The organism is Corynebacterium simulans (assembly GCF_001586215.1).
Classification (GTDB): domain Bacteria; phylum Actinomycetota; class Actinomycetes; order Mycobacteriales; family Mycobacteriaceae; genus Corynebacterium; species Corynebacterium simulans.
The window spans coordinates 2,246,659-2,261,943 of the sequence record NZ_CP014634.1 but is presented as its reverse complement, the minus strand read 5'-3'; the positions used below and the strand labels follow the sequence as shown (position 1 = coordinate 2,261,943).

The following is a 15,285-nucleotide window of genomic DNA, read 5'->3' as shown; positions in this document are numbered from 1 at the left end:
ACTATTGAGCCATATTTCCCTGCATATGTCCGTCCCACCTGTCAGAATCGAGTCATGTCTGTTGAAGCACGCGCTTTGTCACTCCGGCGCTTGATGCATGATTCCGCCGCGATTCGGCTCCTCGCCGCGGATAATGCGCCGGTGATTCTGGCGCTGATTGCGGAGTACTTTCCACGCGGCACCCGGGCGCGTCCGGCGGCGGAAGTCTATGAGCTCATGGTCACCGATTTCGAAGTGATTGCCAGCGAGTTTCCCATGCCGCGCACCCCACAAAACTATTGCAATGACTGGGTCAAGGCCGGTTGGCTAGTGCGTAAATCCGGAAGGAGTTCGCGTGGTGAAACACTCGAGCCCAGCGAGGAAGCCCTATCCGCGTTGGAAGCCATTGAGCGCTGGGAACAACCGGTGACCACGGTGACGGCCTCGCGTGTTGAATCCATTAGCTCGGCTCTGCAGAGGTTGGCGCGGGATACCAATGAGGACATCGCCAGCCGCGTGGCCAGTTTGGAGGCAGAACGCGCGCGCATTGACCGCGAGATTGAAAAAGCACAGCTGGGTCAGTTTGAAAGGCTCACCGCCGCCGAGACTGAGGAACGAGTCCAGGATGTGCTCAATATGGCTATGGCGGTGCCGAGCGATTTCGCCAGAGTTCGCCACGATCTTGAAGCGCTCAACCACCAGCTGCGCCGGCAGCTTTTGGATCCGGAAGGCTACCGCGGTGATGTGTTGGAGGAGATCTTCAACGGCGTAGACCACATCGCAGAATCAGATGCGGGCCGCAGCTTCCAAGGCTTTTATTCCCTCCTTATGGATAGGGAACGCAGCGTCTGGTTGGACCAGTGGATTGAACAGGTGCTCGATAGTGAAGCGGGCCAAGATGTGGCACCGGAGAGAAGACGGCAGCTGCGTCGTCTCTTTCGCGATATGGAAGAAACCAGCTTTGAGGTCAACCAGACCATGACGGGCTTGGCACGGAGTCTGCGCCACTACGTGTCCTCGGAGCAGTTCGCGGAGGACCGGCGCATGATTGAGCTGCTGCGAGAAGCCCGCGGCATGGCTATTGATGCCGCGCAAGGCTCAGAACTCAAGGCCTTCCACCGGATGGACACGCCGCTACAGCGCATCGGCATGTCTATTCACTCGGTCTCCCGCATTCGTCTGGCTAACCCTGGACGGGAGGTCGTGGAGGAAGCACCCGTGGCCTACCAACCGGGCGAGGACGACGCACACGCCCTTTATGAGCTGGTACGCGAGTCCGAGATCGACTTTGAGGAGTTGCACGAGGCGATTCGGCAGACAGTGAGCGACTCTGGCCCGTGCACCATTGCGCAGGTATTGCAAGCTCATCCCCCAACACAAGGCCTAGCCAGCGTGGTGGGATTGGTCCATATTGCTGATCAACATCCGCTGCCTGCTGTACGGGAGTCGCAAGAAAAAATCACGTGGACTGAAGAAGACGGTGCTGTACGTGCCGCACAGATTCCCACTATGTATTTCGATCACACAACCGTTGAGGAGCTTCAGTGACCACCGCCAACAGCCCCCGCGTGGATTCTACGCACGAGCCCCCGCTATGGGAGCACGACAAAGGAACGTTGACTTACCACTCGCGCCGCGCCTTAGTGCAGCTGCTCCAAGGACCACTTATCCGCGTGCAGAAGGAACCAGTGCTGTGGTCAGCAATTATCTCTGACGAAGAAAATCTGCGTGCCAGGCTGCACGAGGTATTTTTGGAGCTCGTCATCGATGAGACCGAGGGCTTTGCCTTTACCCGCATGGTGGAAGAAGACAGCCTGAGCATCCCGCAGGTGCTGCGCACGGACAAGCTCAAGCACATCGATACCGCTATCTTGTTGAACCTGCGCCAGGAGCTGGGGCTGGCTCTGCCCGGCGAGCGCGTCATCGTGGACGTAGAAGATCTCCGGGAGAGCATCGGCTATGTCCGCGCGGTGGATAACCGCGACGAGGCCGGATTCACCAAGCGCTTCAACGCGGCTATTAAGCGCATCCAGAATGACTATTCCCTGCTCAGCACCACGGAGACAGAAGGCCGGTTGGAGGTCTCGCCGGTGCTGCGCCAGCTTTTCGATGCCTCCACGGTCACCGCCATCCGGGATGAATACGCCCGCCTGGCGCGAGCCGAGGATACCGAGGAGGACACCTCAGATGACTAAGCACACGGAGCTTTACCCAGGCCAGTATCGCATCAGCCGCATCCAGCTGATTAACTGGGGCACCTTCCATGGCTATTTTTCCATCCCGGTAGCGCGGAAAGGTTTCCTCATTACGGGTGGCTCAGGATCAGGTAAATCCACACTGCTGGATGCCATGTCAGCCGTCCTTGTCCCCCAGAATCACGTGAAGTTCAACGCCGCCTCGCAGCAAGACCTCGGTCGGCACAACGGCCGTAACTTGGTCTCCTACGTGCGCGGAGCGTGGCGGCAGCAGGAGAATACACAGACTGGTGAGATTACCCCGGAATACCTGCGTGAAAGTGCGACCAACTCAGTGGTGGCGTTGACTTACGACAATGGCCAGGGCAAGCAGCACACCCTCATCGCCATTTTTCGCCTCAACGGCGGTGAGAACTCCGTAGGCCAGATCAAGAAGTTGTATGGGCTGGTGCCGGGCGATGAGGACATCGATAAGCTCAGCCCCTTGCTCACCCGCAGCTTGGATAGCCGCAAGATCAGGGCCCTGTATAAGGGCCCCGGCGCGTTCTTTACGCCGACCTATGCCACGTTTGCGGACCGCTTCCGCAAACGCTTGGGGATTAAGAATGTGGAGGGCCAGCTTCTTCTTCACCGCACTCAATCCGCGAAGTCCCTGTCCAGCCTGGACCAGCTCTTTAGGGATTACATGCTGGATGTGCCGGATACCTTCACCAGAGCGGATGAGGCCGTGGAACAGTTTGAGGATTTGCGCCAGGCCTACCTGCGGGTTGAGGACGTCAAGGCGCAGATTGATACGCTCGGGCCGCTGCCCCAACTTCACTCTCAGCGGTCTAGTGCTGAAGCGGATAAGGAGAAAGCAGAGGCGATGAGTGAGGCGCTGCCGGCCGTACGCGCCCGCCTGGTGACAGAGGAACTAGACTTCCGCATCCGTGCGCTCACAGCACAGCTATCGGAGGCCCAGTCGCAGTCGGAGACCCTCAACGCTGAGGTCGCACACCTGGATGATGCCGAGCGCCTGGCCGCGGTGGCTGTTACCCAGCTCAGCGCTGGCGAGCTCGATGCCTTAAGCGCCAAGATAGAAACTGCGGACAAAGAAATTGAGCACCGCACGAAGGAATTCCAACGGTTGGCTGCGGCCGCTGGAGCGTGGACTGATGATTACGAGTTCAGTCCACACGGCTTCGCCGAGCTGCAGGCCACCGCGAAGCTGCGCATCGCAGATTTTAAGGTTGACTTCGCCAACCTCATCAACGAGCAACAAGAAGCTGGCGTGGCCGCCCGGGACGCTGCCACCGCCTGTGCCGCGCTCGATAGCGAGCTGCGCTCATTTAGCTCGCGGCGCACCAACATCGACAAGGCTCTAGTTGAACTGCGCGCGCAGCTGGCTCGCGATACCGGCTATGGCGAATCCGAGCTTCCCTTCGCCGGCGAGCTCATCGATATCAGCCCGCAGCAGGCCGAATGGGAGCCGGTGATTCAAAAGCTCCTCCACGGCTTTGCCGCCACCCTGCTCGTTCCTGAAGCTGCCCGCGACACCATCAACCAGTGGGTCAATTCGCGCAACGTGGGCACCCGTTTGGAGTACCGCACCATTCCGGAGTTTGCATCACCGCAGGCCTCCGCGCACAGCCCGCGGCAGCTTATCCACAAACTGGAATTCCAAGACCACGCCATGGCGCACTGGATTCGCCAACATATTTCGCGCCGCTTCAACTACGAGTGTGTGGACTCGGTTGCGGAACTGGACCATGTCACCACCACCCCGGCGGTAACGCGCGATGGCCTGGAAAGCCGCCCCAAGGATAAAGACGGCTCAACCCGCTTCATCAAGGATGACCGCAAGCGTTTTAGCGGCACTACCTGGTACCGGGTGGGTTCCACCAACACCGCCAAGATTGAGCTCTTACGCGCCCAGCTCACGCAGGCCAAGGCCACTGCTCGTGCCACGGCCAAGCAGGTCCAGAACCTCAACCGGAAGATGGACGTTCTGCGCTCCCAGCGCGATAAAGCCCAGCAGGTGCTGGAAACCTCCTTCCCGGATATCGACACCGCCTCCGCCGAGGCTCACCGGCAGGATCTGCAGGAGCAGTATGACTCGCTGGCCTCCTCCCCGGAGGCCCAAGCCCTCGCCGCAGCCCACGAGCAAGCCAAGGCCAAGCTCAAGGCCGCACGCGCCAGGCTGAACGCCGCCCAGAAGAACCTGGGCAACGTCGAAGGCGAGCTTGAGCGCTCAACCGAGCGCCGCCGTAGCATCGGTATTGTGCCCGCCATCGAGGACCAGGACATCGCGAAAGCAGTCGAAGATGCCCTGCACAAGGGCAAGCGCAAGCTCACCATTGATGACATCGATGCCCGGCGCGATGAGGTGCAGGCTAGTCTTCAGAACACCGCCCGCACCGCCACGCGGCGCATCGAAGACGCCAACGCCAAAATTGTCTCTGTCCTCCACACATATCTGGCCCAGTGGCCGGCGGAGGCCGCGGACCTTGAGCCGCAGGCGAGCTTCGCTGGCGAGGGCATCGAGAAGCTCAAGTTCCTACGCGCCGACCGCCTGGCGGATTTCCGCGCCCGCTTCCTCGAGCTTCTCAACGGCTCCACCGTGCGAAACCTCTCCCACCTCACCACAGACCTGCGCCGTGCTCGCAGTGATATTGAGAGGCGCATGGAATTCATCAACAAGTCCCTGGAGCGCTCTCCCTTCAACGGTGAGCGCACCCTGCGCATCGACGTCAAGGATGCTCGCGGCCAGGTGGTCCAGGATTTCCAGCGGGATCTTGATGCCGCCACCTCCCACAGCTTGGGCGAATTCGGCTCCGATGATACAGAGGCTGCCCTTGCGCGCTACCACGCGTTGGACAAGATCTTGAGCCGTTTGGGCTCGAGCCAGCCAGAGGATCTCCGCTGGCGCAACGTGGTGCTAGATACCCGCCGGCACGTGAGCTTTATCGGCCGTGAGTTGTACCCCGACGGAACGACAGCCAATACCTATCAGGATTCCGCCTCGCTGTCTGGCGGCCAAGCGCAAAAGCTCGTCTTCTTCTGCCTGGCTGCGGCCCTGCGCTTCCGGCTGGCGGAGCCGGACCAAGACGTGCCCACCTATGGTTCCATCATTCTGGATGAGGCCTTTGACCGCGCCGATCCCACCTTTACCCGCACTGCCATGTCCGTCTTTACGTCTTTTGGTTTCCACATGATTCTGGCCACGCCTTTCAAGCTCATCCAGACGCTGTCTCCTTACGTGGATGGCACGATTGTGGTCAAGTACGATGAGCCCATCATCAATGGCCGCCCGCGGGCGCGCACGGGCTATTCGCTTATCGACGCCTCCACCTACCAGGACCCCGACTATGCGCAGCCCTAAAGACCTGCAAGCACACGCGTCAAAATACCTGCGCAATCACTTTGCCGAAGCACTGGCTGACCCGGATTCTGTGCGCGTCGACTGGCCCCTGCACCCGCCCACTGCCACTGCTGCCGCCCGCGATATCGACGCCACGCAGGGCTTTATCCGTGCCTGGCAGCGCTGGCCCCACCAGGAGGACGTCATCTACGAGTCCCGCAATTGGTCGCGCGCGGGCCTGGGCACGAACAACATACCGGCTCGCATCACAATCAACGGTGCCGAACGCATCGCCACCGCCGCGGGCCTTAACCTCGAGTACGCCCGCGCCCGTGAACGAGCGCACAGCATCGCTGCCGTCTTTCCCGATTCCCCCGACTTCGCCCACACCGTCCGCCGCAGCTATACCCAATGGAAGGATTTAAGCGCCTATGATCTGAAATGCCTAGAACCGTGCCTGACCTGGCTGCGCGCCAACCCTGACTCCGGCGAGTGGGAGCGCGCCGTGCCGGTCAAAGGTGTGGACGGCAAATGGATTGGTACCCACCGCCGCCTACTCCTCACACTCCTCGCGCCGTTTGGCATCACAGACTTAGGCCTGCGCCGCAGCGACGCCCGAATCCGCCTGCGCTACCTCAACCACGCTCCAGCGCTCAGCGATATCGAAATCCCCCTAGCTCACGCCGCCACGCTTTTCCCGCATACCCCTCCCCGCGTCCTCATCGTGGAGAACAAACAAACCTTCCTGGCTTTGCCCACGCTTCCGGACACCTCCCCTCCCACCGTCGCCCTCCTCGGTGCCGGCACCGCCGCCCACCAACTCCACGCACTGGACTGGCTTAACCTCATCGACATCACCTACTGGGGCGACCTCGACGCCGCCGGCTTTGCCATCCTCAACGCCGTGCGCGCCCATTTCCCCCACACGACGTCACTGCTCATGGACACAGCCACCGTCACCGAATTCCAGCACCTGGCTGTCCCCGACCCCGGCGACGGCTCCGCCACCCTTACCCACCTCACCACCGAAGAGCAGCGCGCCTACCGCCTTCTCTTCACTGCGGGCCGGCTGCGCATTGAGCAGGAGCGGATTCCATTTGCTCATGTGAATGCGGTGATTCATGCAACGCTCGCAGCAGCGTGACGCTGCCACCCCGCGAACGCTGCACAAAATGGCCTCTTCCTGCAGTAGCTATTCTTCCTTTTCCCTTTTTCTGGCTTGTCTGCGCTCACGCCTTCGGGCACGCTTTGCTTTGCGGATATCGACGACCCAACGAGGAACAAAAGGCCACGGAAGCGGAACCCCGACCGCGCCCGTAAATCCAATGACTCCGACAACGAAAGCTGCCACGAGCGGAACCTTCAGCACCGTGTAGACAAACTCGGGAGGGTTGGCACTTGCGACCAACCCCATGGCGCCGCCAGCGCCCATAATGAGCGAGCAGTAAGGATAAATGAAAAGGACCCCATCACTTTCTGCGCCTACAAAGTCGACATCGTCGTACCACTTTTCCGATCTGGGTTGCCTCCGCACGCACCTAATGTAGTAGGTCCAGTAGAGCACCATGACAAGCACTAACCCGGCGCATACAAGCAGCACAGTAACATCGCCGTCCATAGAATAGGCCTCCCGTGGCTGTCGGTTGCGGTATGTATAAACGCTACCAGCGTCTGCAGGGGTGCGGCGTGGGACGAAAACAAAAATATTGATGCGGGCAAGCGCCCGAACCACGGACGCGGACTTGACCTTTTGGAAGTAGATCCCGCCACAGGAAATAATAGAAATCAAGGCAAATGCCTAGGAACAAAACTCGGGGCACTTCACTGGGTGATCAACAAGTCTGCCTACATGGCCATCGGCGTTGATATCGAAGCAATCAAGCACATCTTGGGACTATGGATAGCTAAAGAAGAAGGAGTGTCGTTTTGGGCACAAGTGAGCTCTAACTTGTCGAACCGTGGGGTTAAGAACGTCTTAATTGTCTGCTGTGATGGGCTGAAGGCTTACCTGACGCGGTCGCCTGGTTTCATGGTGCAAACCTGTGTCGTGCACCTGATACGTGCCGCCAACCGGTGGGTAGCCTACGGGGACCGGAAGAAAGTGTCAGCGGCGTTGAAGAAAGTCATCTACACGACGAACTCTATCGAGTCGTTTAACAATGAGCTGCGTAAAGCCACCCGCAACCGAGTGCAACCTACCAACGACGAATCCGCGCTATAGACACTGTAGTTGATGATCTGCACTATTGAAGACAAACGCGCTGATCAACGCGCCAAGAAAGGAAAACGGGCCGCAGCGTCAGCGAGCCGACTTGTCGAGGGCGGAAAGGCTTCCGGCTGGAAGCAAGCCAGCAACCAAATGGCTGTGGCATACCCCGACCGCTTCAATAAATACCTCTAAGAAAACCAAACCCCACACAAAACTTGACACGCTCCGCGAAGCCGAATTTAGGCAAGGAACGCACATAGGGGAAGATTCCCCGTTTCCCGCAGTGCGCTGGGCAATCGCCTTAGAATACACCTATGCACAAACTCTCTTCTCTCCTACTTTCCCTGCCCCTTGCCGCAACACTTCTTTTGACCGGTTGTAGCAATGGCAGCGACAACAGCGAGCATTCCTCCGAAGCATTGCCCGAAACCTCTTTCTCTCAAGCTGCCGGCGCTACGCAATCCGATGCCCGTTCAACCTCCAGCGAAGACACTGCAAAGGAACATCAAGGTCCACAGCCAACTCTGGGCAATAGCGGCGAGGGCGCCAACGCCCAAGACGCTAGCGGGGCTGCCGCAAATCCAGATACCCAGTCTGGCAGCAACATCTATCCCAACGGCGATGCCATCGCTTCAACCGACTGCTACGACTTCCCCGCAGACATCACCGTTCGCCCTGGCAGCATGAGTTCCTGTGCCTATGTAGCGGAGCTCTACAAGGCAGCAACCGCAGCGACCTACACCTATGGTCCATACAAACCTCAAGTCACTTCCGTCCCGAAAACGACCGTGACAGTCACCAGCCCAACCACTGGCCAGACCTACAACGTCGATTGCAGCATCGGTTCCGCTGGCGACACCCTTGGCTGCGAAAAAGACGGTGATCACAACTCCGGCGCCTCATTTACCGTAAATAGCGGGCCGTTCTGGCATGGCCGGGTCACAATCCTCTAGCGCAGTCGCAGTGCTAGTGTCTGCGATTCAATCGCGCAATCTCCGCACTGAGCACGGTGACAAAGCCCGTCCATGCCACATAGGGTGCTAGCAACGCACCGCGCTCGGGTGCAGACTTCCAGGCGCGGCGCACGAGGTCTGCGGAGCTTGCGCCTAGGGCGCCGGCCCAAGCGGTGGCCAGTCTCTTATGCTTCGAGCGGAAGAAGAGGCCGCTCCAGCCGGCGTTCAATGCGAGGTTCGCACCGAGAGCCGCGGCATGCTTGCGCGCTTGGAAAGGCCATCCGCCTTATCCCAAGGAACGGCACGGACTACTCCGTTTCCTTGTCCGAAGCGTCTTGGCGTAGGGCTTCCAATTTCTCTTGCGGAATCGAGGGTGCTGACACGCCAAACTTAGGCGCTAGGTTTTGCAATTCGTAATTGACCACGGCAACGAGCTCATCAAGCTTGTAGCCCAAGAGAAGCTGAGCCAATTCTTCCGGCGTTAACTCTTTATGCTCCGGCTTTGGCCAGTTACCACGCAGGGCCAGCGCCAACTTCGCGCGCGCCGGCACGTCAACATCAATGCGAACTTCAAGCACCAGAGTCTCACGAGTCTGACCTTGCGAAACCTGGAAAGATACTTGGCCTTTCGTTTGCACTACATCCTTCGACTGTTGTTCCCCGATGCGCTGCCCCTCAGCGCGAAGCAACTGCCACGTCGCATAGCCAGCCCGTTGTTCTTTAGACAAGAGTCCCCTCCATTGTGTAGTCCATCTGCTGCAGTACTCCTGTTTCAGCGGACTCTACCGGGGCAGCGAATACAAAGTCCGTTTCCAGCTGACCACGGCCAGCCTCAGAGAATTGTTCGTGAGCCTCATTCGCGTTTGCCAAAGCAGTAATCCGCCGAGCAATTTCTTCTTTAAGCTCGGCATAGGGAGCACGTCCATGCTGGATACGACCATCTACCACAACGTGCGCCACATACGCTTCAACAGAGTTTGCGTACGCACGAATCATCTTCATTGTGTGGTTCTTCTTCCCAAGTCCCACCAATGATTCAAACTTGGTGACAACAGAGCGATCGACACCCATGCGCGATGCCACCTCGCTTTGCGTCATGCCTCGCAGTTTTCGAAACTCCACGAGTTGCTCAATGAGGTCCATTTGCGACCCGATGAGGTCCCCGGGCAACGCATCCTTCGGCTTGATCGTTAACTTCGCCATTACCAATTCACCCCTGATTCCCTATGTTTCATCCCATCATAAGCTATGTGCATTTTAATGCACATCCCTATTTCGGCGGCCATTGCCGAAAAGTGACCCGATTTTTCTGACACCATTGCTTACCTAGACGCATAGCCAGCAAAATGTCTCGATCCTGCGCCTCGTTAGTCTTACGAGCCCCCTGACGCGTGTCATCAAAGATCCGCTTTTCTTTACACAAGCTCACAAGCATCTGGTGGGCCGGTTCACCCGGCCTCAAAGAGATATCGAGGAAGTACAGTCGAAAATGACGGTCCTCGCCATTGCCACCAGTTCCCCACCCTTTCAACTCGCCTAACCATGGCGGGTTCAGAATTTCATTGAGAACCCTCCTGCCCGATGGCTCCACCAATGCAACGTCATCCTCTCGGGCGCCACGCTCACCCCAACGCAGCAAAAGTTGTTGCATCTCGAGAAAAGCATCTTCATCGATTCCCTCAAGCTTCTGAAACTCATCCAACGCCCCCGGCAAGAACTCCCAACGCGTCAGCCCCTCGTCCGCATTGACTGCCGGCAGATACACGTGAGGCATCTCCGGAAACTCGAAATCATCCACTAGTTCCTCCCGAACTCCCCTACGCAGATATGCCCTTCAAATCTCACCTTCCCCCCGTGACAAGCGCCAGCCGTGCCTGCACAGCGGTATCGTTATTCATGTTTTCTCCTGGCCCCGGCACACGTCGACGAGTGCGATGTTGTCAATACTTTCGACAGTACGCGATTACACTAAATAATGACCTCCCGCGTCGAGCCCCTCTTTGATTTCCCCACTGTTAAAGGCCTTCATACCGCACGTCGATGCCACTCACGCACCAGCCCATTGCATCACTGATTGCGCAGGTCGGCCTCTACATCGCCGTGACCGTCGCCATGGGCATTCCCCTACTGCTCGTGATATCTGTACTCATCGGCGGCATCGCCACACTCGAAGCCCGCCGCGCCAGCAACCTCATCTCCGCCACCACGCTCCACCTTGTCTGGAACATCCACCTTGTCAGGAACACAGGCATGGCGTTCCTGCTGCCACTGTTTATCAACTAGGCAGACACAACAAGAAAGGGCACATGCTTGGCGACGCCGCGCAAATGCCCTCTCCTTCACAGTTACCGTTTAGCTATTTTTCACAAGCTACGCCGTCACCGTCGTGATCGAGATCGGAGCTGTAGCCAGGATCTCCCGCATAGATCGGGGCTGCACCAGCAGCACGAACCGCTGCACAGTTCGGATAGTAAGCAGCCGCTGGCGCCGGCGCTGGAGCCTGCTGTTCCTCAACAGCTGGTGCTTCCGGAGCCGGCTGTTCAACGTAGGCGCCTGCATCAGGATCGACATTTGCATCGACGCCCGCTGGTGGAGCCAAAAATGCTTCTTGTTGCTGGACGGTTTCTTCCGTTACCTGAGCCGGACTTACCTCTAGCTGTGCTGCCGGTTCCGTCGGTGAGGGGGTTCCTTCAGAAGCTGGCGTAGAAGAAGAAGTCGTGGAAGTAGCCGAGCTAGAGGAGGAAATGGTGGTCTGCGATGTCGTCGCCGTTGTCGTTGGCTCCGACGTGGGCTGAGAATCTGAATCTCCTCCACCGCAGCCTACAAGTAGTGTGGCAGCGCCCAGAGTAGTTACCATCAAACCAAGAGAGCGAGACATCGGGAGAACCTCCGAAAGAGAAGAAATAAATCTTCTTCAGATTACAAAGGCTCCCCCTGTGCGCTGGCACTTTGTGATAAGAATCCCAAAGGGTGGGGCCACCGGGGCTCGAACCCGGGACCAGCGGATTATGAGTCCGCGGCTCTAACCGACTGAGCTATAGCCCCTAATTGCATGCTGGGATGCTCACCTAGAATACATGCACGGTGTAAGACTCCCACACACGACCCTTAAACTGCCTGCCCGTTATAAAATCTCAGAATTGAATCCCCCGCCTTAAGGCATTGTTTAAGCCGAATTAACCCAGTGACACAAAGCATCTAACAGTTCCGAGCGCTCGTCACCTCATTTTCTCCCTAAATCAAAAAAGACGAATAAAAAGTGCTAAGTTCTTCCTGTTAGCCGTTTCTTCCACACGGGACTCGGTTTCAAAACTGCACGCAGGTAGGTTAGGAACTCCAAAATGACAAAACAGAAAGTTGCATTCGTCGGACTTGGCTACATTGGCCTTCCAACGGCTGTAGTAATGGCAAACTCCGGTGTTGACGTAACGGGAGTCGACGTAAATGCTGCAAACGTGGAGAAAATCAACCGCGGTGAAGTGACTATCGTCGAGCCAGGCCTCCAGGAAGAATTGAATGAGGCACTTTCTTCCGGTCGTTTCCGCGCTACCACTGAGCAGGTTCACGCCGATGCTTACATCATCGCGGTTCCAACCCCGTTCACCGATTCCTACGACGTTGACATGAAGTTCATCTACTCGGCGGCAGAGGCAATCGCCCCTCAGCTTGTTGGCGATGAACTCATTGTTCTCGAGTCCACCTCTCCTCCACAGACCACCGCAAAGATGGCTGAGCGTATTCTCGAAATCCGCACTGACCTCGTTGCTGATGGCGCCGACAATCCTGATGACAAGCCAGTCATATATTTCGCACACTGCCCTGAGCGCATCCTCCCTGGGTACGCAATGGAAGAATTGCGCACGAATGACCGTATTATTGGCGGCCAAACCCCAGAGGCCACCCGCCGCGCAACCGAGATTTACGCAACCTTCTGCAAGGGCGAGCTTCTGCCGACCAACGATGTCACCGCCGAAATGGCAAAGCTTACGGAGAACTCTTTCCGCGACGTCAATATCGCGTTCGCGAACGAGCTCTCCCTCATCAGCGACAAACTAGGCATCGACGTCTGGGAGCTCATTAACCTTGCAAACCACCACCCACGCGTGAACATCCTGCAGCCAGGCCCTGGCGTCGGTGGCCACTGCATCGCAGTCGATCCGTGGTTCATCGTTGCCGCTGACCCGGAGAACTCGAAGCTGATCCACACCGCCCGCAAGGTAAACGACGGTAAGCCGGAATGGGTTAAGCAGAAGGTCAAGGAGGCTGTGGCAGAGTCCAACGCTTCCAAGGTTGCTGTCTTCGGTCTGGCATTCAAGGCAGATATCGACGACCTGCGCGAGTCCCCGGCTCTTAACATCGCCGTCGATCTTGCAGAAGAACTCGAGGATAAGCAGATTCTCGCTGTCGAGCCAAACGTTAGCGAGCTTCCAAAGCGACTCAAGGGCTTCGATAACGTCGAATTGGTCAGCTACACCAACGCTCTCGAGCAGGCCGACGTCATCGTCCTGCTCGTCGATCACAAGGAGTTCAAGGAACTTTCCAGCGCACAGCTGACCGGAAAGGCCGTTGTGGATACAAAGGGTCTTTGGAACTAACTAACACACGCAATAGGAGCTCCCCCGTGGCCATTCGCCTATACCCGTTCGGCTTCGTTCTCACAGACGCCCCACTGTCTTTGGAAAATTTCGAAACTATGGGGTTTACTGAGTCCAAAGTCCTCGACAAACTATTTTTGTACGCTCAAAATGACGAGCCCGTCGCCGTTAAAGGTGACTCAGAACGAGGGATAGTCTGGCTTGGTCACGCAACGAATGCTCAAAATTCATTAAATAGCGAGCACATCATTGTTGATGCCTTTTCAGCTCTGTCTAAAGGGATTGGGGAGTTCGAACAATTCCTTGACTTTGTAGTTGGGCGCTGGGCATGCTGTGTCGCAATGGACGGACAATACTTCGTCTACAACGACACGCTTGCAAGCCAGCCCGTGTATGTACACAAAGAGTCCTTCCTGATTGGTTCCCATTTGCCGCTCATCTCCAAAGAGATCGACGCACGCGGATATCCGACTGCTGAACTGACGCAACTCGGACAGCACAAGTTATGGGACGAAACAGAAGATCCCAGGGTCTGTGCAATTCCCCCGAATTTCAAATACGATTTCACAGAAAACAAAATCGTCCGTTTTTACCCACACTCGGAGACAAAGATAGGCGATTCTTCCGCAACCGAAGTTTTGGAGCAAGCTACTTTGCTTGCCGGCAATTCCATTCGGTACTGGCAGTCCCGTCCGGAGAAAAAATACTGTGCTTTAACCGCAGGAATGGACACGCGTCTTTGCGCCGCTGCTGCTCTGTCCGTGACGAAAGACCTGACTTTCGTAACCTATGGCAGCACTAGTGCACCATCTGCAGACGATGCAACGACGGCCCGTTCCTATAAACAGGACGTTCAAATGGCGAATCGCATCGCGACGGCATTGGAGGTTCCGAACGTCGTACTGCCAATCGAAGAAGCAGGAAATCATCGCCTTTCGCAAGCAGAAAGGGATACTCTTTCCCAAAACTACATCGGCAAACACGCGCTTAATTTCCAGGGCCTTTACGAGAATATTCTTGGTAAGCAACCTTCAGTTTGCTATGTAGGCAGTGGAATGGAAATTTTCAAAGACTACTTTGTAAGCATTGCCAAACCGATGTCCAGCAAGGAAATTTTCAAAAGGCTGGTAGGTAGCATTGCTGGCTTTTCGGAGCAAAAGCGCGGGCACACCCTTGCACCAGAAGAAGCAATGGAGTTTTGGAACAAGTACGACTTCAACCGAGTTCGCGATAGCGGCCTTCCAATAGCCAACTGTCTATTCTGGGAGCTTCGAGCTGGTCGTTTCCAGTCAGAAGCTATCAATTGTCAATCTACCGCTTTCCTACCTATTAATCCCCTTGCGATTAGGAAAGTTTTCGAAGCCGCTCAAGACATGAACTTCTATGACAGAAAGAACAACCTCTTCGCTCGAAAGTTCATCGCGACTGTGTATCCCCCTATCGCGGCATTCGACGTAAACGGAAAGCCGTTCTTCCAATCTGCTTTCGATCTGACCCCCAACGTAAGCGTATGCGAGCGGCACCCCCATAGCTCAAGTACGAATGTTAGGGAGCAGAACTTACCTGATGTCATTCAGCTCGAAGAGCCTGAATTGGAATCGGGATTTGAGGTGTTCTTTCAAGGAGACTTTAAAAATACAAAGGGTTCACTGCAGTTCACGTTGGAGAATAGCTACGACATTGGCCGAGAAGCCAATGCATTGGAACTCTTTGTAAGAGTAAATGACAAGGTGCTCGGCGCGAGCTACCTAGGCAACGGCAACGCCCCTTGGACTGTAACTATCCGCGGTCTGCAATGCGGCGATACCGTAGACGCCGGAATTCGCCCGACGCGCTCAGTCGGAAAGGCATGGTCTAACGTCAGTAAGACGAGACTGATTTCCTGGAAGGAATACGAGGCTAAAGCCGAGACTGATCTGGATATTTCATCGACCAATCCTTTACACCTCCCCTAAACTCAAAAATTAAAGACCTCGTTAGTGATTGTTTAATCGCTAACGAGGTCTTTAATTTT

14 protein-coding genes, 1 tRNA gene and 1 pseudogene are annotated in these 15,285 nt (G+C 56.7%); 9 read left to right on the top strand and 7 right to left on the bottom strand.

What is annotated here, in order from left to right; genetic code table 11:
- Positions 1-54: 54 nt before the first annotated feature.
- From WM42_RS10595 to WM42_RS10580, 4 genes are read left to right on the top strand one after another with little or no spacing between them, the layout of a single operon-like run.
- Positions 55-1,527: a DUF3375 domain-containing protein gene (locus tag WM42_RS10595; protein WP_062038043.1), complete on the top strand. Its 1,473-nt coding sequence runs from the start codon at positions 55-57 to the stop codon at positions 1,525-1,527.
- Positions 1,524-2,174, top strand: a complete 651-nt coding sequence (locus WM42_RS10590) for a DUF4194 domain-containing protein (RefSeq protein WP_062038040.1) — start codon at positions 1,524-1,526, stop codon at positions 2,172-2,174. The genes WM42_RS10595 and WM42_RS10590 overlap by 4 nt, the downstream gene beginning before the upstream one ends.
- Positions 2,167-5,535, top strand: a complete 3,369-nt coding sequence (locus tag WM42_RS10585) for an ATP-binding protein (RefSeq protein ID WP_062038037.1) — start codon at positions 2,167-2,169, stop codon at positions 5,533-5,535. The genes WM42_RS10590 and WM42_RS10585 overlap by 8 nt, the downstream gene beginning before the upstream one ends.
- Positions 5,522-6,658, top strand: a complete 1,137-nt coding sequence (locus tag WM42_RS10580) for a DUF3322 domain-containing protein (protein ID WP_062038033.1) — start codon at positions 5,522-5,524, stop codon at positions 6,656-6,658. Before WM42_RS10585 ends, WM42_RS10580 begins: the two co-directional genes overlap by 14 nt.
- Before the next feature lie 48 nt (positions 6,659-6,706).
- Here the strand turns inward: WM42_RS10580 and WM42_RS10575 are convergent, their stop codons facing one another.
- Positions 6,707-7,303, bottom strand: coding sequence for a hypothetical protein (locus WM42_RS10575; RefSeq protein WP_235591258.1), 597 nt, complete (start codon positions 7,301-7,303; stop codon positions 6,707-6,709).
- 39 nt (positions 7,304-7,342) lie between these two features.
- Between WM42_RS10575 and WM42_RS10570 the strand changes: the two are divergent.
- A pseudogene (locus WM42_RS10570) lies at positions 7,343-7,915 on the top strand (transposase); the annotation flags it as partial.
- Positions 7,916-8,037: 122 nt separating this feature from the next.
- Positions 8,038-8,676: a hypothetical protein gene (locus WM42_RS10560; RefSeq protein WP_062038027.1), complete on the top strand. Its 639-nt coding sequence runs from the start codon at positions 8,038-8,040 to the stop codon at positions 8,674-8,676.
- Between the two features lie 13 nt (positions 8,677-8,689).
- Here the strand turns inward: WM42_RS10560 and WM42_RS13105 are convergent, their stop codons facing one another.
- The 4 genes from WM42_RS13105 to WM42_RS10545 form a co-directional block, all read right to left on the bottom strand.
- Complete coding sequence (locus WM42_RS13105) at positions 8,690-8,905, bottom strand: tryptophan-rich sensory protein (protein WP_082787691.1); 216 nt, start codon at positions 8,903-8,905, stop codon at positions 8,690-8,692.
- A gap of 79 nt (positions 8,906-8,984) precedes the next feature.
- On the bottom strand, positions 8,985-9,404 hold the full coding sequence (locus tag WM42_RS10555) for a hypothetical protein (RefSeq protein ID WP_145915065.1): 420 nt from the start codon (positions 9,402-9,404) through the stop codon (positions 8,985-8,987).
- On the bottom strand, positions 9,397-9,879 hold the full coding sequence (locus WM42_RS10550; protein WP_062038021.1) for a helix-turn-helix domain-containing protein: 483 nt from the start codon (positions 9,877-9,879) through the stop codon (positions 9,397-9,399). Before WM42_RS10550 ends, WM42_RS10555 begins: the two co-directional genes overlap by 8 nt.
- A 67-nt stretch (positions 9,880-9,946) precedes the next feature.
- Complete coding sequence (locus WM42_RS10545) at positions 9,947-10,474, bottom strand: hypothetical protein (RefSeq protein ID WP_062038018.1); 528 nt, start codon at positions 10,472-10,474, stop codon at positions 9,947-9,949.
- 242 nt (positions 10,475-10,716) lie between these two features.
- Here WM42_RS10545 and WM42_RS10540 point away from each other — a divergent pair, with 242 nt between their 5' ends.
- Complete coding sequence (locus WM42_RS10540) at positions 10,717-10,959, top strand: hypothetical protein (protein WP_061923861.1); 243 nt, start codon at positions 10,717-10,719, stop codon at positions 10,957-10,959.
- A gap of 73 nt (positions 10,960-11,032) precedes the next feature.
- On the opposite strand, the gene WM42_RS13725 is transcribed toward WM42_RS10540, so the two are convergent.
- Together WM42_RS13725 and WM42_RS10530 are read right to left on the bottom strand one after the other, a co-directional pair.
- Positions 11,033-11,554 carry an excalibur calcium-binding domain-containing protein gene (locus WM42_RS13725; protein ID WP_082787690.1) on the bottom strand — a complete coding sequence of 174 codons (522 nt, stop codon included), beginning with the start codon at positions 11,552-11,554 and terminating at the stop codon, positions 11,033-11,035.
- Positions 11,555-11,647: 93 nt separating this feature from the next.
- Positions 11,648-11,721: transfer RNA gene (locus WM42_RS10530), tRNA-Ile, on the bottom strand.
- A 296-nt stretch (positions 11,722-12,017) separates the two neighbouring features.
- Here WM42_RS10530 and wecC point away from each other — a divergent pair.
- Together wecC and WM42_RS10520 are read left to right on the top strand one after the other, a co-directional pair.
- Positions 12,018-13,271: a UDP-N-acetyl-D-mannosamine dehydrogenase gene (gene wecC / locus WM42_RS10525; RefSeq protein ID WP_062038015.1), complete on the top strand. Its 1,254-nt coding sequence runs from the start codon at positions 12,018-12,020 to the stop codon at positions 13,269-13,271.
- Positions 13,272-13,297: 26 nt separating this feature from the next.
- Positions 13,298-15,226, top strand: a complete 1,929-nt coding sequence (locus tag WM42_RS10520; RefSeq protein ID WP_062038012.1) for a hypothetical protein — start codon at positions 13,298-13,300, stop codon at positions 15,224-15,226.
- The last annotated feature ends 59 nt before the right edge of the window (positions 15,227-15,285 follow it).